The sequence below is a fragment of the Rhodococcus sp. IEGM 1379 genome, assembly GCF_030056815.1.
Lineage (GTDB): Bacteria > Actinomycetota > Actinomycetes > Mycobacteriales > Mycobacteriaceae > Rhodococcus_F.
Map to the genome: position 1 here is coordinate 109,105 of NZ_JASHKR010000004.1, position 19,743 is coordinate 128,847.

Below are 19,743 nucleotides of genomic sequence, written 5' to 3' on the forward strand. Positions count from 1 at the left end.
CGCACCCCTATGCTCGAGTCTCAACCACAGCTTTGCCACAGACTCCACGAACTAGGAGTAGCAATGAGCGCGATCATCGAAGTTCACGAGTTGGTGAAGATATTCGGACGAACTCGGGCGTTGGACGAGCTCGAACTCACCGTCGACGAAGGACAGGTACACGGATTCCTCGGCCCCAATGGCGCGGGTAAATCGACCACTCTCCGGGTCCTGCTCGGCAGCCTGCATCCGGACAGCGGCGAGGCCACCGTTTTCGGACGCAACCCTTGGCGAGATGCCGTCGAACTGCACCGAGACATGGCTTATGTCCCAGGCGACGTGACACTGTGGCCGTCGTTGTCGGGTGGGGAAACAATCGATCTCCTGGCGCGAATGCGAGGGGGGGTGGACAGCGCCCGCAAGAAGGAGCTGATCGAGCGTTTCGACCTTGATCCGCGAAAGAAGGGTCGCGCGTATTCCAAGGGCAATCGCCAGAAAGTCACGCTGATCTCGGCGCTCTCCTCGAATGCCCGACTGCTCCTTCTCGACGAACCGACTTCCGGCCTGGATCCTTTGATGGAAAAGGTCTTTCGCGAGTGCGTCTCCGAGGCCAGCAACCGCGGAGTGACGGTCTTGTTGTCCAGCCACATCTTGTCCGAGGTAGAGGCTCTCTGCGAGCGCGTCACCATCATCAGGTCCGGACGGACAGTTGAATCCGGAACACTCGAGTCCATGCGACATCTGAGTCGCACCTCCATTACCGCCGAACTTCTCGGGGACCCCGGCGATCTCAGCCGAATCGACGGTGTGGAAGACATCGAACTCGACGGATCGATGCTGCATTGTCAGGTCGACAGTGAGAATCTCGGAACACTGATCCGTGTTCTCGGAGATACCGGTGTTCGCAGTCTCATCAGTGCGCCGCCCACTCTCGAGGAACTCTTCCTGCGCCACTACGGGATCGACGACGCGACATCGACGTCACCCGACCGAGCCGAGGAGGTGAAGGCATGAGCACCCCCACGATCTCGCGCCCACAATTCAGCGAGCACGAACCAGTCTCGAATACGAATTTCACAGGAACCCTTCACTTTTTGCGCCTGTACCTCCGCCGAGATCGAATTGCACTCCCCTTGTGGATTCTGATCTTCGCGTCTGCGCCCGGACTGTACGTTGCCAGCATCTCCGGCATTTACACTTCCCCGGAGCAACTCGCCGCGTTCGCGGCGACAACAGCGGCAAGTCCGGCCGAGATCGCGATGTACGGCCCGATCTTCAACTCCAGCCTCGGATCGGTCGGGGTCTGGAAGGCTGGAATCTACTCCACCCTGATCGCAATTGCGGTGATCCTCACGGTTATTCGCCATACTCGAGCCGAAGAGGAAAACGGCAGAACCGAGCTTCTCGACTCCACCTCCGTCGGACGATACTCGAGCCTGACGGCGGCGCTGATTGTCGCCGGCGGCGCATCGATCGTCACCGGAATTCTCTGTACCGCATCACTTCTCACACACAATCTTCCTACCGCAGGTTCGGTCGCATTCGGCGCCGCACTCGCCGGTTCAGGTCTGGTTTTCACTGGTGTTGCAGCCGTCGCGGCGCAACTGACTCCCAGTTCCCGAGTCTCCCGCGGGATCGCGATGTCGGTGCTCGGCGTCGCGTTCGCGCTGCGTGCCATCGGTGACGCAGGATCGGGGACGCTCTCATGGTTTTCACCCTTAGGCTGGGCCCTGCAGATTCGCGCCTATGCGGACGAACGTTGGTGGGTCTTACTACCCACCCTCGTTACTGCTGCCGCACTTACCTGGAGTGCCTACGCGCTCCTACGCAGACGCGACGTCGGCGGAGGACTGATTGCCGAGCGCGAAGGCCCGGCGGTTGCATCTTCAAGCCTCACGGGAACTCTGGGGCTGGCGTGGCGAATGCAGCGCGGCACACTTGCAGCGTGGACTGTCGGTCTGGGGTTGTACGGTCTGCTCATCGGTAGTGCCGCAAAGGGCGTCGGCGGACAAGTCGGTGACAGCCAAGCCATCCGCGACATCATCACGCGTATAGGCGGATCCCCATCACTCGAGAAATCATTCATCGGCTACGCATTCATCATGCTGGGAATAGCAGCTGCGGCCTACACGGTGTCTGCGTCGCTACGCCTGCACTCCGAGGAAACTGCCCAACGCGTCGAGCCCGTAACCGCCGGCTCGGTTGGCCGTATCCGCTGGGCGTCGAGCCACATCGTGTTTGCACTGCTCGGGCCTGCAATCGCACTCCTCGTTGCCGGACTTGCAGCAGGAATGACCTACGGAATGGCCATCAACGACGTGGGAGGCACTGTGCCGTCCATTCTCGGTGCTGCGCTTGTGCAACTGCCGGCGGTCTGGGTGCTCACCGGAGTGACCGTCTTCCTATTCGGAGTCATCCCGAGATTCACGCCGGTCGCGTGGGGCGTCTTCGTTGCTTTCCTCTTCATCTTCCTGGTCGGCTCACTCGCGCGACTCCCCCAATGGGCACTCGACCTCGAACCGTTCACCCACGCCCCGAAACTGCCCGGCGCACCATTCCAGGCAATTCCTCTCGTGTGGTTGACCCTCGTCGCGGCCGCGCTGATCACGGTGGGCCTGTTCGCCTTCCGGAGACGGGATCTGCGCTGACGGGTCAGCATGCCACCGTCACTGTGGCGTCGATTTCCTGCGGACATACGGCCAACACCGCACGGAATCCATCGGAAACCGCCGCGATCAGCGCCGACAGATCAGGAATTGCACCCGCATCGGCGTTGATTCCGACACACACATGCGTGGTGTACGACATCAACGTCACGTTGAATGCCGAACCGAGAGTGGGACTGAACGCACATTGCCGGGTAATCTCTGCGCCCGCAAGATACCGCGGCGTCGAGGAACCGACCACGTCCGAAGCGACAAAATCCATGTGCTTGAGCATGTTGCCCGTCACCCCGACCGGCAGCAGATTCAGCATCCCGGCCAGGTGGGGAGACAGCGGAATTGCAGGTTCGTTCCGCCAACTGCCGACTATGTCGTGGACTCGGTGCATCAGTTGATCCGGACCCTCGACATCGAGCGGCAGCGCAAATCTCGCCAATGTGATGCGGTTGCCACCCAAGGGATCTCGATCAGTGCGCAAACTGATCGGCAAGGTCACCATCAGCTTCGGCGGCACGGCACCAAGGCGTTCGTGGTACTCGGCCATTCCGAGAAGAACTGCAGCCAAGAACGCATCGTTGATCGAGCATTGTGTGGCAATCGCGGCAGCCGCAAGGGCCGCAACCGGAAGTTCGAGCACGCCGAAACTACGACGCGTACTACGCGCAGCCATCACCGGCGACAATGTGGTTGTCGCCGGTCGGACCATACGCAATGTCGAACCCAGGATTCGGGCGGCGCCTCGGCCGGTATCGACAGGATGGCGCAGCGTACGCGCACCCGCTCGGACAGCAGACCCCGCTGCCGTCCCCACCGAGTGTGCCACAGCATTCGCTCCCGTCAGATGGTCGATAGGCGTCACCGCGGCCGGTGCGGACCGACTTGATTCGCCGTCTCGTGACACGCCTTCTCTTGTCTCGTCTGTGATTTCACGTGTCAGTTGCATTCCCCCGACACCGTCGGTTAGAGAGTGATGGACCTTGACCACCAGTGCCGCGGCGCCGTCGGCCAGTCCGTCGAGCATTGTGAACTCCCAGAGCGGACGATCCTTGTCGAACGCGGCCATCCCGGCTGTGCGAGCGAATTCCAGAACCTCATTCCAGGTACCGGGCTCCTGCAGCGTCATCCGACGCAGGTGCCAACTGAGGTCGAAGTCGCGATCGTCCACCCATCGAGGCGGAATCCAAGGAAACGAACTCGCAACAGCTCGACACTTGAACATCGGCACCGCGTCGATGGCGCGATGCATGACATCGATAAATCGATCTTGGTCAGGACTCTTGTCCAGCAACACAATTGAGACGATTGTCGAGCGAAGGATCGGATCCTCCTCCATCCGCCACGACATCAGATCCGTCTGCGTCATCGATCGCACATCCGCTGCGCTCATCGCCACTCGATTCACTTGTCGTCACCAATCCTCAGGGCTGTAGCCATATCTCGTCCACTCCCGGCACCGACGATGCAAGTGCAATGACAACTCCTCGCTGCGGATCATCCTCGGAAACACCACTGATAGTGAGTGTTCCGTCGGCAAACTCCACCGCCCACAGATCCGGCCCACCGTAAAGGTCAAGTCGATGCCGCACTTCGTCGACAATGCGATCAGGGTCCAGCGCCAAGACCCCGATCAGATCCTGGCGCGTCACGATTCCGATGACGTCCCCCTCATGGACGATCGGCACCGCACGCAAGCCGGAGCGGAGCATCGCCGAGGCGACAGCGTTGATCTCCGCATCTGCGGTCATCGCAATCACCGGCTTGGTCATGACGTCTGCGACCGAGTCGGCACCGGAAACGGGCTGATCCTTCTGCGACAAGTCTTGAAACCTACTCCGGAGAAGGTCGCCCTCCGAAACGATCCCGACAATGTGCTTCTGTTCGTCGATCACGGGAAGCACCGAAAATCCTGACCGTGAAATCACCAACAGACATTCGTCCGTACCGGTCGCCTGATCGATCGTCGTCACAGGACTACTCATGATGTGTCGTGCAAGCATGACGATTCTCCTTTGGCTGCCCGGTTGAGGCAGCCGACGTCGAAGGACTGATGTATCCAGCGTGACAAACTCCCATCCCGCGGCGGAAGGGTCATGGGCACCGTGCGTGTACTGGTAATCGACCTCGAGTGCAGTGACTTCCGCCTCTGGCGACCCGACCCGCATCAGCGTTCGCTGAACACTGTCGGCCGCGATCCGGTGTGCGGCCCCACTCGGATCGGGACAGTCCATGAAGACGAGTCGTTCAGCCGCCACACATCCAGTCGCCGCATACCGGTGGGTTGTACCGATCGATGCCGTCGGCCCCGTCGATGCACCTACTATCGGTGGCAAAGCCGCCAACCTCGGCGAGTTGATTCGGTCGAAGTTCCCGGTTCCGCCGCGGCGTTTGTGATCAACACTGCGGGCTATCTTGATGCAATGGATGCTTCCGGCCTTCGAGAAACACTGAAAAGGGGACCTTTGCCGCGAGCCGACAGCACCGAGGACGCAGTCTGCTCCGCCGTCGTTCCCGACGCGATGCGCGCGGAGATTATCGACGCCTATCGTGAACTGGGACCTTCGACCACACGCGTCGCCGTCCGTTCGTCAGCGCCTGCCGAAGACGCGGCCGACACGTCGTACGCCGGTATTCACGAGAGCTTCACAAACGTGTCCGGAGACGGAAATCTGATCGATGCGGTCCGAAGGTGCTGGGCATCGCTGTGGTCTGATCGAGCGTTGACGTATCGCAGTCTCCAAGGGGTACAAGAAGAACCGTCGTTGGCCGTTGTTGTGCAACGCATGGTGGACGCCGACCAGTCTGGTGTCGTATTCACTGCCGATCCCCGCACCGGCGCGAGGGATCGCATCGTGATCGAAGCTGCGACCGGCCTGGGTGAAGTCGTGGTGGGCGGAGAGGTGGAACCAGACACATACGTGGTGTCGAAACCGGATTTCTCCGTACTCGATGTGCATATCGGTTCGCAATCCTTCGCGATTACACTCTCCGCTGGGACTGAGCAATCGTCGGAAATCCCTCTGTTGCAACGCGAAAAACAGATACTCACCGAGGATCAGATCCACCGGCTCGCGGTACTCGCCGCGGCGATGGAAGAGCACTATCAACGACCCCAGGACCTCGAATTCGCCTACAGTGGAGAGCAACTGTGGCTTGTCCAAACACGCCCGATCACAACGCTCGGACAGCACGCAGAAACGAAACTGCCTGAAACACAATCAGGTGGTTCGAGTGCACAGATCCTGGCCCAGGGACTGGGCGCCGGACCGGGAACAGCCACCGGCCGGGTACGGGTCCTGCGCTCGGTAGCCGACGGCCGTAATCTTCTCGAGGGCGAAATCCTGGTGGCCCCGATGACCCGACCGGACTGGCTGCCGGTTCTCCGGCGCGCTGCCGCAATTGTCACCGACGGCGGCGGCATCACGTGCCACGCCGCCATCGTGGGCCGCGAGCTCGGTCGACCCGTTATCGTCGGAACACGCACGGCAACAACAGATCTTGTCGACGGAATGCTGATCACTGTCGACGGCACCGCGGGAACGGTCCGGGAAGCAGATGCGGCGACTGCCGTCACTACCAGCGCACCCACGACTCCAACCCCGCCTTCGGCGGCGTCGACCCGCGGACCGACCACGGCAACATTCGTCTACGTCAACCTGGCAACACCGGAAGCTGCAGAGCGAGTGGCCGCCACGGACGTCGACGGTGTAGGTCTCCTTCGAGCGGAGTTCCTGATCATGGACGCCCTCGAAGGTCTGCATCCCCGCACGATGATTTCGCGTGGCCTGCATGAGAAGTACGTTACCGAAATGTCTTCGGCTCTCTCGCGCATCGCTGCCGCGTTCGGAACAAGGCCCGTGATCTATCGCGCAATTGACCTACGTACCAACGAATTTGCACACCTCGAAGGCGGCGAAGTCGAGCCACACGAAGACAATCCGATGATCGGCTACCGCGGATGTTTCCGCTACATCCGGGAACCCGAATTGTTTGCACTCGATCTCGATGTCATCGCCGAAACCCGAAAGCGCCACCCGAACGTGCATCTCATGATTCCGTTTGTTCGTACCGGCTGGGAACTGTCCCAGTGCCTGGCGCAGTTGGATGCCCATCCCCTCGGGTCAGATCATCGAATGCTGCGGTGGGTCATGGCCGAGATACCTTCGGTGGCGTATTGGATTCCCCGTTACGCGGCAATGGGAATCGACGGAGTATCCATCGGCACCAATGACCTCACGCAATTGGTTCTGGGCGTAGACCGGGATTCGGAGATCTGCAAGGAACTCTTCGACACCATGGATCCTGCTGTACTCGACGCCATCGACACGATCATCGAACGTGCCACAGCCGCCGGTATGACGACCTCACTCTGCGGCCAAGCGGTATCCACGGATCCTGCACTGGCGGAACACCTGGTAAGACAAGGAATCACGTCCGTCTCCGTGACTCCCGATGCGGCCGATACGACTCGGCGCGCAATTGCGGTGGCCGAGCGTCGAATACTTCTCGGTCAGGCTCGCGCCGGGTAAACGCGCCTCTGAGAAACCGCCGTCATGCCAGTACCTCTTGGGGGCACTTGTCGAACGCTGTTTTCATTGCCGTACCGAAGCGTTCTGGATCGTCGATCAGCCAACTGTGGGCTCCCGGAACCGTGATCACGGGCGAATCCGTCAATACCGATCGCATCGATTGGAAACTGGCCTCGGGAATGATCCGATCGTCTAGGCCCCAGAGCAGTGCGATCGGCACCCTCCGCAGCACGAGTTGCTCGAGTTCAGCGGTGAAATCGGCGGTGCGCGCCAGATGGCCGACACGCCAGAACGCACCGGGATTGCCGAGAACATTGGATATGGCGCAGTCTGCAATGGTCGCTGTCATCCCCAGGACCGACCGGACTGCAAAGGCCTCACCGACAGCGGCGGCGCCCCATTTCCACAACGGTCGCTCGTGTATAGGTCGTGCACCGTTGTCATCGGTCGACCAGGCACCGCCGCCCACAGCATTGACCAGCACGAGCTGCGACACCCGGCTCGAGAACTCGTGTGCGGCCGCGATCGCGACACCACCGCCGAACGAATGTCCGACGATGGTGACCGGCTCGTCGATACCGATCGAATCGAGAAAACGCTCCAGCCAGTGCGCGTAGCCAACAAAGCTCCGCTCGCCCGGTGGTAGTTCGGCGGTCCCGCCGAAGCCGGGAAGCGCCGGCGCGAATACCCGCCTGCCGTGCGCCGCCACTTGCCGCAGCGCGTGGGTATAGGACCGCGGAGTCAATCCCCATCCATGAAGGAACACGACCAGAGGACCTTGCCCAACAGCACCGTAAGACACGGTTCCGGCGCCGGTATCCACCTGACGCCACGCGACGCGGCCGACTCGGTGAAGATCGTGTTCTGGCATAGGTGGGCATTCCTCGAAATAGCAGTGGCTGGATCGAGTCACAGCCTCTCGCGAATACCGGCGCACGACGACGGCCGAACTACCCGGGACATACCTGTTTTCGGCCCACAGAGTTGAATTGCCCCCTGGTCAGGACGGATATACTCCCAGTTCAGACAGTTCTTGTATCCGCGCGTAGTACATCTCGACGTCGGCAGGTTTACACGGCGCAGTACCTGGCGTCTGCAGCATTGCGGCCCCCGCCGCAACACCGAACTGCACCGCTTCCACCAGGGAACGCTCATGCACGAGCGAATACACAATGCCCGCAACCATGCTGTCACCGGCGCCGACTCCACTGATCACCGCAACATCCACTGACGGGACGTACTCGCAGATGTCAGCGGCGACCACCAGCGCGCCGTCGGCACCGAGCGAGACGACCACCACCTCGGACACGCCTTGTTCGACGATGCTTCTCGCCGCAGCGACTTGTTCCACGCTCGTCTCGAGAGGCCTGTCGACCCATTCACGGAGTTCTCGAATACTCGGCTTGACGAGGTAGACGCCTCGCCGCAAAGCACCCAGCGCGCCGCCGGAGGTGTCGACAACCAGCAACGCATCGGTGTCTGTAAGCAGATCAGCGAGACGCTGACAGAAATCGGCGCCGACTCCCGGTGGCAGGCTGCCACTCACGACGACAAAGCGGGATCCGGTTGCGAATTCGCGCACACGCGCGAGACACGAATCCACCTCTGCATCGGTCAGCGTCGGCCCCGGCAGAACAAAACGGTACTGCTGACCCGTCGAGATGTCGTCGACGGTGAAACTCTCGCGGGTGGAACCGGAAATCGGCTGGGGAGAAAACCTCACTTGTTCACCGTTGAGCAGATCCGCTATCGCCCGTCCGCAGTGACCGCCCGACGGAAAGACCGCTGTCGCGTCTTCCCCGAGCGAGTGCAGAACTCGGGCGACGTTCAATCCGCCGCCTCCGGGGTCTCGACGGGGAGCAGTGCAGCGCACCTTGTCCGTGGCACGCACCGCGGGCGCACTTGTCGAGATATCGAGCGCCGGATTCATCGTCACCGTCACGACACGAGAACTATTCTGCGACATGCAGTTTCACCTCAAGGTGAAGTGTGGATCCGTCACGACGGAGTGAATGTGCCCAGCCTCGTTCCCGAATGACTTGAAGCATGGGTGCGTTCTCCCCCATCACCTCGGCCACCATGCGTCGCGCACCGTATCGGTAAGCCTGAGTCTCGAGCCGATCCAAGATCAAGGTACCGATTCCGTGCAACCGCTCGTCCTGCGCGACTACGAGGGCGAACTCCACTGTGGTCGGTGAAACCCCGTCCAACAGGACGAAGCTTCCGACACCCACCAATTCATCGCCGATGAACGCGCCCAGAGCGCATCGCCGATCATTGCACTCGCACAACTGATCGGAAAAGGCGATGAGCTGTTTCGGCTGCGGCCCGAACCACCGCATATACGAATCATGCTGGTCGAGACGCGCATGTAACCGTTGCACCTCACCGGCGTCATGTGCGCCGAGGCACCGAACTGTTGTCGTGCCGATTCCGCTGCCCGTCACGGCCATCGATCATCACCTGATTCGGCTGGAGGGTTACCTCCCGATTGAACCGTGGAATTGCCTGCAGTGGGCAGAGCCTTTTGTCATCGAATATCGTCCTTCGCCTCTACCCCCGCCGGCAGCTCGCGCGCGAAGCTGGATCGTGGAGGAATACGGATGTCGCCCGCAAGGAGGATCCATGACCGGTGCCGGACTACCCACCGACCTCACGCGCGATCACGTTGTCATAGACCGAGGCGGGCTCGACAATCTGATCTCGGTGTTGTGTGCGGAGGGCTATCGCGTCATCGGACCGACGGTCCGTGACAGCGCGATCGTCCTGGACACTCTCGAGTCCGGTGACCAATTGCCGGCGGGATGGGGTGTGGAGACCGGCCCAGGCCGGTATCGACTGCGGAAGAGAACAGATTCTGCCGTCTTCGGTCACTCCGCCGGACCGCAATCCTGGAAGCAGTACCTCCACCCATCGCGTCAACAACTCTGGAGCGAATCCAGGGACGGCACATTCCACGCGCCGCCGACCGAACCCGTGAAATACGCATTTCTCGGCGTACGTGCGTGCGACCTCGCAGCGATCGGAATACTCGAGACGGTGCTCTCGGCCGGCGGAAAGTCTGCGACAAGTCTTTTCGAAAATCTGTTCGTGATCGCAGCCAACTGCACGGAACCCGGCGGGGTGTGTTTCTGTGCGTCGATGAATACCGGCCCGGAGGCAAAAACCGGGTACGACCTTTGTCTGACCGAAAGAATCGACAACGACGGCCACCGATTCGTCACCGCGGTGGGCACCGCGGAAGGATCCCGGATACTCGCACTCGTCCGTCGCAGACAAGCGACGGACGAGGAAACTGCCGAGGCCGCCCACGCTGTTGCCGAAGCAGCACACCACATGGGCCGCGAAATGCCTGATGTCGATCTTCGCCGCATGCTCCGCGACGCACGGGACGCCGATGTCTGGGAAGACGTCGCATCACGGTGCTTGACGTGCGGAAACTGCACGATGGTGTGCCCGACGTGCTTCTGCACAACTACCGAGGACGTCTCCGATCTCACGGGCGACAATGTCGAGCGCTGGCAACACTGGTCGTCATGTTTCGACCTGGACTACTCACAATTGCACGGCGGCGCGGTGCGCGTCAGTGGTGAAAGCCGGTATCGACAGTGGATTACTCACAAGCTGGGCACCTGGCACGACCAATTCGGCTCGTCCGGCTGCGTCGGTTGCGGTCGATGCATCGACTGGTGTCCGGTGGGCATCGACATCACGGCGGAAGCGGCCCGTCTGACTGGTGCCTTGAATGTGGAACCCGAGCGCGATGCTGGTGGTCACTGATGAACGATCACGCCGGCGAGCACTGTCCGGGAGAAATCGAAGGTCTGACCGACGATCAACGGCACAAGCTCGCGGCTATCTCGCGCGAGGTCACGTTCGCGGCAGGTACCGTGGTGTTCCGCGAAGGCGACTCCGCTGACAGATGTTGGTTTCTTCGAACTGGCCGGATTGCGCTCACCACAAGGATTCCCGGACGCGGCGAGGAAACAATCGAAACACTTTCTGTCGGTGAAATTCTGGGCGTGTCCTGGTTTCACCCACCTCGACAGTGGCAGTGGACAGCAACTGCGGCCACTCCCGTGACAGCAGTCGAGATCGATGCCACGGTGCTGCAGTCCGTCGCCGAGAGCGATCCGGACCTCGGACGGGCGATCTACTCGATCCTGGCGCACACACTCCTCCACCGATTGCAGGCTACGCGCGCACGCCTGCTCGATCTCTATGCACGCGAACATGTTCGGTGATCGACTCGTCCCGACGCCGTGCACGGTTGTTGCCCGCCGAGACGAGAACAGCGATACCTCGACCCTGACCCTCGCCGCACCTGCGCAGTGGTATCCCGGGTTCCGCCCCGGCCAGTTCATGATGGTCTATGCGCGGGGGGTGGGCGAGATTCCACTGTCGATCAGTGGAGACCCGACTCACGCCGATCATACTGTGGTCCATACCGTTCGGGCTGTCGGTTCCGTCAGCCGCGCGCTGCACGAAGCCTCGGTCGGAGACGTCGTCGGTGTGCGAGGGCCTTTCGGAACGGGATGGGATCTGGATTCCGCGAAGGACGATCTGGTCGTCGTCGCGGGAGGGGTCGGCTTGGCGGCAGTACGTTCCGCAGTCCTGGAGGCGCAGGCCTGCGGCCGATTTCGTCGAGTTGTCCTGAGCGTGGGTGCTCGCCGACCGTCCGATCTCCTCTACCGCCCAGATCTCGACGCGTGGAGCCAGGGAGACCTGGTCGACCTCGAGTTATCCGTCGACGTGGCGGAACCTGACTGGCAGGGCCATGTCGGCTTTGTCACGCAGTCCCTGAACCGCCTCGTTCTCGAGCCCGGACGTACAACGGTACTGCTGTGCGGTCCCGAGCCGATGATGCGGATGTCGGCTCGTACCATGATCGGCAAAGGCGTTGGGCGCGAGAATATTCGAGTCTCGCTGGAACGGAACATGCAGTGTGGGACTGGGCTGTGCGGGCATTGCCAACTCGGCGAACTTCTACTCTGCCGTGACGGTCCGGTAGTCGACTATTTCGTGGCCGAGCCCCTCCTCGCAGTGAAGGAGTTGTGATGAGCACACCCACCATGGCGGTCTGGAAGTTCGCATCCTGCGACGGATGCCAGCTGACGCTGCTCGACTGTGAGGACGAATTACTCACTTTGACCGACGCCGTTCACATCTCACATTTCCTCGAGATGTCGAGCGCTGTGGAAAGTGGGCCCTACGACCTCTCTCTGGTCGAGGGATCGATCACCACTGCGGCCGATGTCGAACGCATACACATGATCCGGGACAACTCACGGTACCTGGTGACGATCGGCGCCTGTGCGACTTCTGGTGGGATACAGGCCCTCCGAAACTTCGCGGACATCACCGAGTTCATGTCCGTGGTCTATGCGAGCCCCGAGTACATCGATACTCTCGCGACGTCCACACCGATCGCCGCCCATGTCCCGGTCGATTTCGAACTACGAGGCTGCCCGATCGATCGTCGACAACTCCTCGAGGTGATCTCGTCGTATCTGGTGGGACGGAAGCCGAACATCCCGGACACCAGTGTCTGCGCCGAATGCAAGCGACGTGGTCTCACCTGCGTCATGGTCGCCGACGGCACCCCGTGCCTGGGACCGGTGACCCATTCCGGCTGCGGCGCACTGTGTCCCGCGCATTCGAGGGGCTGCTACGGATGTTTCGGCCCGTCGTCCGATCCGAACTTGACCGCAATGTCCGGGTGGCTGCGAACCTGCGGGATGACCGACGAGGGTATCGGTCGGGTCTTCTCGACGTTCAACGTCGCCTCCCCCGAGTTCGACGGGATCAGGCGAGATGGACAGTGAAACCACCCGGCTTACGCTGGGTTCCCTCGCCCGTGTCGAAGGGGAAGGCCGTCTGGCATTCACGGTCAGACACGGCCGAGTCGAATCCGCAGAGTTGAATATCTACGAACCCCCACGGTTCTTCGAATCATTTCTCCGGGGACGCGATTTCCGCGAGCCTCCCGACATTACCTCCAGGATTTGCGGAATCTGTCCTGTCGCTTATCAAGTCAGCGCTTGCAACGCAATCGAGCAGGCCTGCGGCACACACCTCACACAACCGATTCTCGATCTGCGACGACTCCTCTATTGCGGCGAGTGGATCGCCAGTCACACACTGCATATCTACCTGCTGCATGCGCCTGATTTCCTGGGCGCCGCCGACGCCATCGAACTGGCCCGAATCGCGCGTCCCGACGTCGAACGTGGGCTCGCATTGAAGAAGGCGGGAAACGCGATACTCGAACTGATCGGTGGCCGATCGATTCACCCGGTCAACGTCCGACTCGGCGGGTTCTATCGAGCGCCGACGCCGAGTGAACTCGAACCCCTCGCCGAACAATTGCGCACAGCGCTCGACGACGCTCTCGCGACCGTGCGCTGGGTATCGCACTTCGAGTTCCCCGATACCGAGATCGATTCCGAACTACTCGCACTAGCGCAGCCGGGCCGCTACGCGATCGAAGACGGCATGCTGACAACCACATCCGGATTGTCCTTCACACCCGAGGAATTCTCCGATCACGTCGAGGAACGTCAGGTTCCCTATTCGACCGCACTGCATGCACATCTCGACGGCCAGGCCTATCTCGCCGGGCCGCTGGCGCGATACAGCCTCCACTCCGCCGAACTGTCGGACATCGCTCGTCAAGCGGCGACCGAGGCAGGCCTGGGAACAGTGTGCCGCAACCCGTTTCAGAGCATTGTGGTGCGTGCCGTCGAAACAGTATTTGCCGTGGACGAGGCGCTACGCCTGATACGCGAGTACCAACGCCCCGATCGGCCGTTTGTCGACACCTCGCCCCGTGCCGCAACGGGATACGGCGTCAGTGAAGCCCCGCGAGGCATGCTGTACCACCGCTACGAACTCGATTCCGAGGGCCACATCCTGCGCGCGACAATCATTCCGCCCACCTCACAGAACCAGGCAGCAATCGAAATCGACCTCCGCAACACCCTTGCAGCGAACCTGAGACTGACAGACACCGAGTTGGCAGCACTGTGCGAGCGGACCATCCGGAACTACGACCCCTGCATCTCGTGTGCCACTCATTTCCTCGACCTGACAGTCGACCGCGGATGACTGTCACGGTGGTCGGGACCGGGAACGAATTCCGCCGAGACGACGGCATCGGACCTGTTGTGGCGCAGACGATACAACGCATGCACCCGGCCGGCGTAGACGTGGCGATCGATAGCGGGGAGGCTTCGACACTGCTCGATACGTGGGCAGGCTCGGATCTGGTGATCATCGTCGACGCTGTAGTCGGCACTACTTCTGCCGGTAGCCCGGCGCAACCCGGGACGATCCGTCGGATCACGGATTGGTCGAGTGAGAACTCCGGAAAACTCACCAACTCACATGGACTGGGCATCATGGAGGCGCTGGCCTTGGCCGCCGCACTCGGCCGAGAACCCCACCGCGTGGTGATCTACACGATCGAAGCGCACGACACCGGCTACGGCATCGGGCTTTCACCATCCGTTGCAGCTTCCGTCCCCGCGGTCGTGTCCGCGGCCGTGGCCGATATCACCAAACATACGAGTTCACGGCAACTCTGACGAATCTCGTCACGTGTGAAGCGTTCCTGCAGCCCAGCGCAGGCCTACAGCTTCGGTTCGGTCTTGTTCTTCCAGTGCGAGTTCCAGATCGGACAGCGCACCCTCGAGCAAGGGAATCCAACGTTCGGTAATCGCTCGAAGCCGGCGACGCGTCGACAACTCTTCGGCCTGCACCACCCGCAGAGCCGCGTCGGCGGCCGCATGTCGCACGGCAGCAGCAACCGCGTCTCGATACGCATTCGTAGCCAGAACAATCGCTGTATTGCCGGGCGGTGGAAGGGTTTCCGCGCGGTCACCGATCATGAAATTCACCTCTTCGGGAACTCGAACGCCCATCAACCATTCCCAGATCACCTCGACGTCTGCCGGACGGCCGGTGCTTGCGAGTCTCACGGCTCGCTGCCCGCCGAGCAATTCACCGCGCAGCAGCCAGACATCGGCACCGCGACACGCCGATTCCCACTGCTGGGCTGTACGCTCGGCACGTTGGCGGCACTCGTCGAGTCGCGTGTGCAGAATGCGCAACTTGCGATCCAACAGGACAGCGCCGTGCCCGGCCACCCCCAGCCGATGCCGAAGCCACAGCCGCCCGGCCCGCCCCGGAGGCATCCCGTGAAGTCGAGTCACCTGCCCTCACTCCGCTCGACCGTGCCTGAATAACCCTCACTCCGCTCGACCGTGCCTGAATAACCCTCACTCCGCTCGACCGTATCGTCGTAATAGGTATCGAGCAGATCATTCGCCATCATGGTCAACTCCCGGCGTGGCAGTACGGCCAACGCCTCCCAACATCGGTCGAGGGTGTCGTCGAGCGAACGTGCCTCGTCAGGTCTCTGATTCAGCAGGTGTTGCTCCACTCGATCGGCAAACACGAGGTAGTCGTGGTCCGTTCCACGCAATGCCTCCTCACCCACGAGATCGGCGAATTCGCGTGCCTGACGAGCCCGAGACAGGGACGCGATTGTCTGTGCCGCCAAGTCGAGGTGGTCGGCACGTGTCTGTCCGGGGCCGGCGCCCTTACGCATGAGCCGAGACAACGAACTCAACACGTCCAACGGGGGATAAACACCCGCCGCGTGAAGCTCCGGGGAGAGGACCACTTGACCCTCGGTGATGTATCCGGTGAGGTCGGGCACGGGGTGCGTGATGTCCCCTCCCGGCATCGTGAGAACGGGCAGGACGGTGACCGAACCCGGCAACCCACGGATTCGACCGCAACGCTCGTACAGTGACGCGAGGTCGCTGTACAGATAGCTCGGATACGCACGGCGACCCGGGATCTCGCCGCGCGCGGCCGAGACTTCTCGCAGAGCTTCGGCATACGCCGTCATATCCGCCATGACAACGAGCACATGGCGCCCCACCTCGAACGCCAGATGCTCGGCGACGGTCAGAGCGAGTCTCGGAGTCAAGATCCTCTCGACTACCGGATCGTCTGCGGTGTTCAGGAACAGGACGAGTTCGCCTGCGGCAGATCGCTCGTCGAGCGCATCGCGGACGCTTGCCGCATCGGGATGCGTCAGCCCCATGCCCGCGAACACAACACAGAAAGCCGCATCCCCTACTGTCGCCTGCGCGGCCACCTGGGTTGCGAGCGCGAGATGTGGCAAGCCTGGAGCCGAGAACACGGGCAACTTTTGCCCCCGCACCAACGTGGTGAGCGCGTCGATACCCGAGACACCGGTGAGTACCGGTTCGTTGGGTGACGCACGGTGTATCGGATTGAGCGGGTATCCGGACACCGGTGCGCGGCGATCAGCGCTCACCGGGGGTCCCCCGTCGATCGGCTCACCGCGCCCGTTGCACACCCGACCGAGCCAGTCGGTCCCCACGGGAATGTGCAGCGACTCCCCCGCGAAGATGACGCGTGTGCCTTCAGGGCTCATTCCCTCGGTCCCCTCGTGTACCTGCACGACTGCGAGATCCCCGTTCACTTCGAGAACGAGCCCGTGACGAATCTCGCCGTTGCCGAGGGAGATCCGCACTGACTCGTCCCAACCGACACCACTGACGTCCCGAACCACCAGAAGTGGGCCGCGTAGTTCTGTGACGTTCGAGTACTCGACAGCACCGAAACGTGTCTCCCCTGAAGCACTCACGGGAGTTCGCCCAGCCGCGCAAGCATGATCTGCTGATGTCCTCGGACTCCCTCGGCGTCGTCGGACGCACACTCCTGTGCGGAACGGATGAGAGGACCGAAGTCCGCATCACCGATCACGGCCGCCGAAACCCCCGCTGTGACCAACTCCGAACACCGCTCGACAACCACCAGAACCGCATCGACCAGCGCCGCCCCCTTCTCTGCCGAGCAGAACGCGTCATTCGCACTCAATGCGTTCTGCTGCAACACCGATTCGCGCAAAAGTCGCCCGGCAAGGATGGCAATACGCTCCGCGTCGGGCAGCGACTCCACGCCGACCAGTTCGGCCAGACTGGTGAGCCTGTCGGACTCGGCCAGCATCGCGGTGATTCGCGCGCGCCGACGACCCCAGTCGGGATCACCGCGACGACTGTGCCACAGCCCGAGCGCCTTTGAGTCGAGCGAGAACGACACCGCCCACGTCACCGCCGGATAGTGACGCGCGTAGGCCAAGTCGCGATCGAGCGTCCACAGGCAACGCACAAATCGCTGAGTATGCGCCGTCACCGGTTCGGTCATGTCACCGCCGGACGGCGACACTGCACCGATGATGGTGACGGACCCACGGCGACCACCCAGGGTAACCACGAGGCCCGCTCGCGCGTAGAAGTCTGCCAGTGCGGATGCCAGCCCGGCCGGGTATCCCTCTTCGACCGGGAGAGCCCCTGTCCGCGAGGAGAACTCACGCAACGCCTCGGCCCAGCGGGATGTCGAATCAGCAATGACGACGACGTGATACCCCATGTCACGGAAGTACTCGGCCACCGTGACCCCGGTGTGAATACTGGCCTCACGGGCCATCATCGGCATGTTCGAGGTGTTCGCGATGACTACGGTTCGCCTGGTCAGCTTGTCTCCGGTACGGGGGTCCTCGAGTGCTTCGAGATCGTCGACGACATCAGCCATCTCGTTGCCACGTTCGCCGCAACCGACGTAGACGATGACGTCGGCGTCGCACCACTTCGCTATCTGTTGGAGCAGCACGGTCTTCCCGGTCCCGAAACCGCCAGGCACCGCCGCGGTACCGCCACGCGCAACGGGAACGAGTAGGTCGAGGACGCGCTGACCGGTATGCAACCCTTCGACGTCGTCGATTCGCAGGCGAAAGGGACGGACCCGACGAACGGGCCACGTGGTGACCATCGTGATGTCGACGCCGCCCACGCTCGCGATAACCTCGTCCTCCGGATACGTTCCGGCGGCGATGATCTCGGCGAGTCCGTGCACCCCCGGCGGCACGAGTACCCGCAGTGGTAACGCATCTTCTCCCCCGACAACGCCGATTTCGTCACCCGATTTCAGGCTCGTCCCCGAACTGGCCGACGGTGTGAACGACCAACAGTGTTCCGTATCGCGCACCTGCCGCTCTCCCCCGGGCACGAGCCAGGTTCCGGCGTCGGTCAACGGCCGAAGCAGGCCGTCGAAAATTCCGCCGAGCAGACCCGGCCCCAACCTGGCCGACAGCGGCGCTCCCTCTGCCACCACGGAAGCACCCGGAGCCAGCCCGCCAGTGTCCTCGTACGCCTGGATCGTGATGCGCCCATTAGTGATCGAGACGATCTCACCCCGCACTCGACGCTCGCCCAGCGCAACGACGTCGAACATCGACACGTTCGAGAGGTCCTCTACTTCGACCAATGATCCGGAAACCCGAGTGACCCGAGCGCTCACGGTTCCCACAACCCGGCGATCCGCGCATCGAGCCGCTCGACTGCATAATCGGCGAGCGCCTCGAGAGAGAGCACCGCGCGGTGTCCCCGAGTCTGTGCGACGACGCCTCCGGAGAAGTGCTCCAGTACCGTTGCATCGGGTCCGAGGAGTTCTCGGGCGCGGCGATCCAGTACCGCGCGCATGTTCGGGTAGTCAATGTCATCGATCAGTGCCACGACAGCGGCTCGGACGCGGGTGCGCAGATCCTCCTCCACTTCTCGTTGTGCGTTCAAGACGATGCTGCGCGCTTCCCGCCGCGCCCGCCCGCGTTCGGCGCCGAGGATCTCTTCGGCATCCGCTTCGCCGCGCGCCCTGGCCTCGGCTCGGCTATCGTCCGCTTGCATCTGCGCCAGTGCGAGCGTCGCTGCGGCATCCGAACGTGCTTGCTTTACAAGTCGATCCGCGTCGCGGCGGGCGTTGGCCAGCAATTCTGCTCTCACGGGCCCGAGAGCATCGGCCACCCGACTCGAAACCTCGGTCATGCTGGAATCACCACCATGAGGTGTTGCAGCGAGGCGCTGCGTTCCGGCCCGAGAGCCGCGGCGACGCGTGCTGTCACGATGACCACTGCCACGTCGTCACCCAATTCGTCCCACACGGCACGAACGGTGTCGTCGTCTTCTGCAGGCATCACCACGGCTCCACCGAGCGCGAAGCCCTGTATGTCTGCGAGCTCACCCAGCGCAACGACCCTGTCCATCTGACCGTCAGGCCTTGCCGATAAGAATGACTGCCACGATGAGTCCGTAGATGGCGATCCCCTCGGCCAATCCCACGATGACCATTGCGCGGCCGAACAACTCGGGTCGCTCGCTGAGCGCGGCAAGAGCTGCCGCGCCCGTGTAAGCGACGGCGATAGCGGCGCCGATCGACGAGCCTGCCACCGCAATTGCCGCTCCCAGGAGGGCTGCCCACGTCGAAGGCGAGCCTCCCGCGGCTTGCGCGGAAGTCACGGAGTCGGCAACTGCAGGCTGAGCGTCGAGAGCAGCCACCATGACAACCAGAGCGAGAACCAGCAAAACGAGATTGCCGATCAAGAGAGTGCCGACGACACCCCGGCCTCGACGCCTGGTCGCGTACGTTGTCGCCACGCACGCGATGACCAGCACCGGGAGCACAAAGAGCCAGGCGGTCATCGG

General features: G+C 62.2%; 19 protein-coding genes and 1 pseudogene. 9 read left to right on the forward strand and 11 right to left on the reverse strand.

Annotated features, from left to right (window positions below; all coding sequences use genetic code 11):
* Positions 1 to 63 precede the first annotated feature (63 nt).
* Both QM600_RS04130 and QM600_RS04135 read left to right on the forward strand, forming a co-directional pair.
* A complete protein-coding gene (locus QM600_RS04130) occupies positions 64 to 993 on the forward strand; it encodes an ABC transporter ATP-binding protein (RefSeq protein WP_283260209.1) in 930 nt (309 codons plus the stop codon).
* Positions 990 to 2,627: an ABC transporter permease gene (locus tag QM600_RS04135; protein ID WP_283260210.1), complete on the forward strand. Its 1,638-nt coding sequence runs from the start codon at positions 990 to 992 to the stop codon at positions 2,625 to 2,627. The genes QM600_RS04130 and QM600_RS04135 overlap by 4 nt, the downstream gene beginning before the upstream one ends.
* 4 nt (positions 2,628 to 2,631) lie before the next feature.
* On the opposite strand, the gene QM600_RS04140 is transcribed toward QM600_RS04135, so the two are convergent.
* The gene (locus QM600_RS04140) at positions 2,632 to 4,029 is read right to left on the reverse strand and encodes a wax ester/triacylglycerol synthase domain-containing protein (protein ID WP_283260211.1); all 1,398 of its coding nucleotides are present in this window, start codon (positions 4,027 to 4,029) and stop codon (positions 2,632 to 2,634) included.
* Positions 4,030 to 4,060: 31 nt separating this feature from the next.
* Entirely contained in the window at positions 4,061 to 4,639 is a 579-nt protein-coding gene (locus tag QM600_RS04145; RefSeq protein WP_283260212.1) for a CBS domain-containing protein, read from the reverse strand.
* Positions 4,640 to 4,868: 229 nt separating this feature from the next.
* Here QM600_RS04145 and ppsA point away from each other — a divergent pair.
* Positions 4,869 to 7,168 (forward strand): annotated as a pseudogene (ppsA, locus tag QM600_RS04150) (phosphoenolpyruvate synthase).
* A gap of 22 nt (positions 7,169 to 7,190) precedes the next feature.
* On the opposite strand, the gene QM600_RS04155 reads toward ppsA, so the two are convergent.
* The 3 genes from QM600_RS04155 to QM600_RS04165 all read right to left on the reverse strand — a co-directional run bounded on the left by QM600_RS04155 (position 7,191) and on the right by QM600_RS04165 (position 9,621).
* The gene (locus QM600_RS04155) at positions 7,191 to 8,039 is read right to left on the reverse strand and encodes an alpha/beta fold hydrolase (RefSeq protein ID WP_283260213.1); all 849 of its coding nucleotides are present in this window, start codon (positions 8,037 to 8,039) and stop codon (positions 7,191 to 7,193) included.
* 129 nt (positions 8,040 to 8,168) lie between these two features.
* Entirely contained in the window at positions 8,169 to 9,134 is a 966-nt protein-coding gene (locus QM600_RS04160; protein ID WP_283260214.1) for a 1-phosphofructokinase family hexose kinase, read from the reverse strand.
* A complete protein-coding gene (locus QM600_RS04165; RefSeq protein WP_283260215.1) occupies positions 9,121 to 9,621 on the reverse strand; it encodes a GNAT family N-acetyltransferase in 501 nt (166 codons plus the stop codon). Before QM600_RS04165 ends, QM600_RS04160 begins: the two co-directional genes overlap by 14 nt.
* 172 nt (positions 9,622 to 9,793) lie before the next feature.
* Here QM600_RS04165 and QM600_RS04170 point away from each other — a divergent pair, with 172 nt between their 5' ends.
* From QM600_RS04170 to QM600_RS04195, 6 genes are read left to right on the forward strand one after another with little or no spacing between them, the layout of a single operon-like run.
* Positions 9,794 to 10,948: a 4Fe-4S dicluster domain-containing protein gene (locus QM600_RS04170; RefSeq protein ID WP_283260216.1), complete on the forward strand. Its 1,155-nt coding sequence runs from the start codon at positions 9,794 to 9,796 to the stop codon at positions 10,946 to 10,948.
* Positions 10,948 to 11,412, forward strand: a complete 465-nt coding sequence (locus tag QM600_RS04175; RefSeq protein WP_283260217.1) for a Crp/Fnr family transcriptional regulator — start codon at positions 10,948 to 10,950, stop codon at positions 11,410 to 11,412. The genes QM600_RS04170 and QM600_RS04175 overlap by 1 nt, the downstream gene beginning before the upstream one ends.
* On the forward strand, positions 11,402 to 12,226 hold the full coding sequence (locus tag QM600_RS04180) for an FAD/NAD(P)-binding protein (protein WP_283260218.1): 825 nt from the start codon (positions 11,402 to 11,404) through the stop codon (positions 12,224 to 12,226). Before QM600_RS04175 ends, QM600_RS04180 begins: the two co-directional genes overlap by 11 nt.
* Positions 12,226 to 12,993: an NADH-quinone oxidoreductase subunit B family protein gene (locus QM600_RS04185; protein ID WP_283260219.1), complete on the forward strand. Its 768-nt coding sequence runs from the start codon at positions 12,226 to 12,228 to the stop codon at positions 12,991 to 12,993. Before QM600_RS04180 ends, QM600_RS04185 begins: the two co-directional genes overlap by 1 nt.
* The gene (locus tag QM600_RS04190) at positions 12,983 to 14,275 is read left to right on the forward strand and encodes a Ni/Fe hydrogenase subunit alpha (protein ID WP_283260220.1); all 1,293 of its coding nucleotides are present in this window, start codon (positions 12,983 to 12,985) and stop codon (positions 14,273 to 14,275) included. The genes QM600_RS04185 and QM600_RS04190 overlap by 11 nt, the downstream gene beginning before the upstream one ends.
* A complete protein-coding gene (locus QM600_RS04195; RefSeq protein ID WP_283260221.1) occupies positions 14,272 to 14,754 on the forward strand; it encodes a hydrogenase maturation protease in 483 nt (160 codons plus the stop codon). Before QM600_RS04190 ends, QM600_RS04195 begins: the two co-directional genes overlap by 4 nt.
* Before the next feature lie 9 nt (positions 14,755 to 14,763).
* Here QM600_RS04195 and QM600_RS04200 read toward each other — a convergent pair whose 3' ends face one another.
* Genes QM600_RS04200 through QM600_RS04225 form a run of 6 tightly spaced genes read right to left on the reverse strand, consistent with a single transcriptional unit; the run spans position 14,764 to position 19,740 of the window.
* Entirely contained in the window at positions 14,764 to 15,381 is a 618-nt protein-coding gene (locus QM600_RS04200; protein ID WP_283260222.1) for a V-type ATP synthase subunit D, read from the reverse strand.
* Positions 15,378 to 16,853, reverse strand: coding sequence for a V-type ATP synthase subunit B (locus QM600_RS04205; RefSeq protein WP_283260223.1), 1,476 nt, complete (start codon positions 16,851 to 16,853; stop codon positions 15,378 to 15,380). Before QM600_RS04205 ends, QM600_RS04200 begins: the two co-directional genes overlap by 4 nt.
* A complete protein-coding gene (locus QM600_RS04210) occupies positions 16,850 to 18,565 on the reverse strand; it encodes a V-type ATP synthase subunit A (protein WP_283260224.1) in 1,716 nt (571 codons plus the stop codon). Before QM600_RS04210 ends, QM600_RS04205 begins: the two co-directional genes overlap by 4 nt.
* Positions 18,562 to 19,086, reverse strand: a complete 525-nt coding sequence (locus tag QM600_RS04215) for a V-type ATP synthase subunit E family protein (protein WP_283260225.1) — start codon at positions 19,084 to 19,086, stop codon at positions 18,562 to 18,564. Before QM600_RS04215 ends, QM600_RS04210 begins: the two co-directional genes overlap by 4 nt.
* Positions 19,083 to 19,304, reverse strand: coding sequence for a hypothetical protein (locus tag QM600_RS04220; protein WP_283260226.1), 222 nt, complete (start codon positions 19,302 to 19,304; stop codon positions 19,083 to 19,085). The genes QM600_RS04215 and QM600_RS04220 overlap by 4 nt, the downstream gene beginning before the upstream one ends.
* Before the next feature lie 7 nt (positions 19,305 to 19,311).
* A complete protein-coding gene (locus QM600_RS04225; RefSeq protein WP_283260227.1) occupies positions 19,312 to 19,740 on the reverse strand; it encodes an ATP synthase subunit C in 429 nt (142 codons plus the stop codon).
* Positions 19,741 to 19,743 lie beyond the last annotated feature (3 nt).

Bases quoted from the DNA above. Each gene is read 5' to 3' on its own strand.
- QM600_RS04130 (WP_283260209.1), top strand. From the start codon at position 64: ATGAGCGCGATCATCGAAGTTCACGAGTTGGTGAAGATATTCGGACGA.
- QM600_RS04225 (WP_283260227.1), bottom strand. From the start codon at position 19,740: ATGACCGCCTGGCTCTTTGTGCTCCCGGTGCTGGTCATCGCGTGCGTG.
- QM600_RS04175 (WP_283260217.1), top strand. From the start codon at position 10,948: ATGAACGATCACGCCGGCGAGCACTGTCCGGGAGAAATCGAAGGTCTG.
- QM600_RS04185 (WP_283260219.1), top strand. From the start codon at position 12,226: ATGAGCACACCCACCATGGCGGTCTGGAAGTTCGCATCCTGCGACGGA.
- QM600_RS04145 (WP_283260212.1), bottom strand. From the start codon at position 4,639: ATGCTTGCACGACACATCATGAGTAGTCCTGTGACGACGATCGATCAG.
- QM600_RS04170 (WP_283260216.1), top strand. From the start codon at position 9,794: ATGACCGGTGCCGGACTACCCACCGACCTCACGCGCGATCACGTTGTC.
- QM600_RS04155 (WP_283260213.1), bottom strand. From the start codon at position 8,039: ATGCCAGAACACGATCTTCACCGAGTCGGCCGCGTCGCGTGGCGTCAG.
- QM600_RS04160 (WP_283260214.1), bottom strand. From the start codon at position 9,134: ATGTCGCAGAATAGTTCTCGTGTCGTGACGGTGACGATGAATCCGGCG.
- QM600_RS04195 (WP_283260221.1), top strand. From the start codon at position 14,272: ATGACTGTCACGGTGGTCGGGACCGGGAACGAATTCCGCCGAGACGAC.
- QM600_RS04140 (WP_283260211.1), bottom strand. From the start codon at position 4,029: ATGAGCGCAGCGGATGTGCGATCGATGACGCAGACGGATCTGATGTCG.
- QM600_RS04180 (WP_283260218.1), top strand. From the start codon at position 11,402: ATGTTCGGTGATCGACTCGTCCCGACGCCGTGCACGGTTGTTGCCCGC.
- QM600_RS04165 (WP_283260215.1), bottom strand. From the start codon at position 9,621: ATGGCCGTGACGGGCAGCGGAATCGGCACGACAACAGTTCGGTGCCTC.
- QM600_RS04190 (WP_283260220.1), top strand. From the start codon at position 12,983: ATGGACAGTGAAACCACCCGGCTTACGCTGGGTTCCCTCGCCCGTGTC.
- QM600_RS04215 (WP_283260225.1), bottom strand. From the start codon at position 19,086: ATGACCGAGGTTTCGAGTCGGGTGGCCGATGCTCTCGGGCCCGTGAGA.
- QM600_RS04220 (WP_283260226.1), bottom strand. From the start codon at position 19,304: ATGGACAGGGTCGTTGCGCTGGGTGAGCTCGCAGACATACAGGGCTTC.
- QM600_RS04135 (WP_283260210.1), top strand. From the start codon at position 990: ATGAGCACCCCCACGATCTCGCGCCCACAATTCAGCGAGCACGAACCA.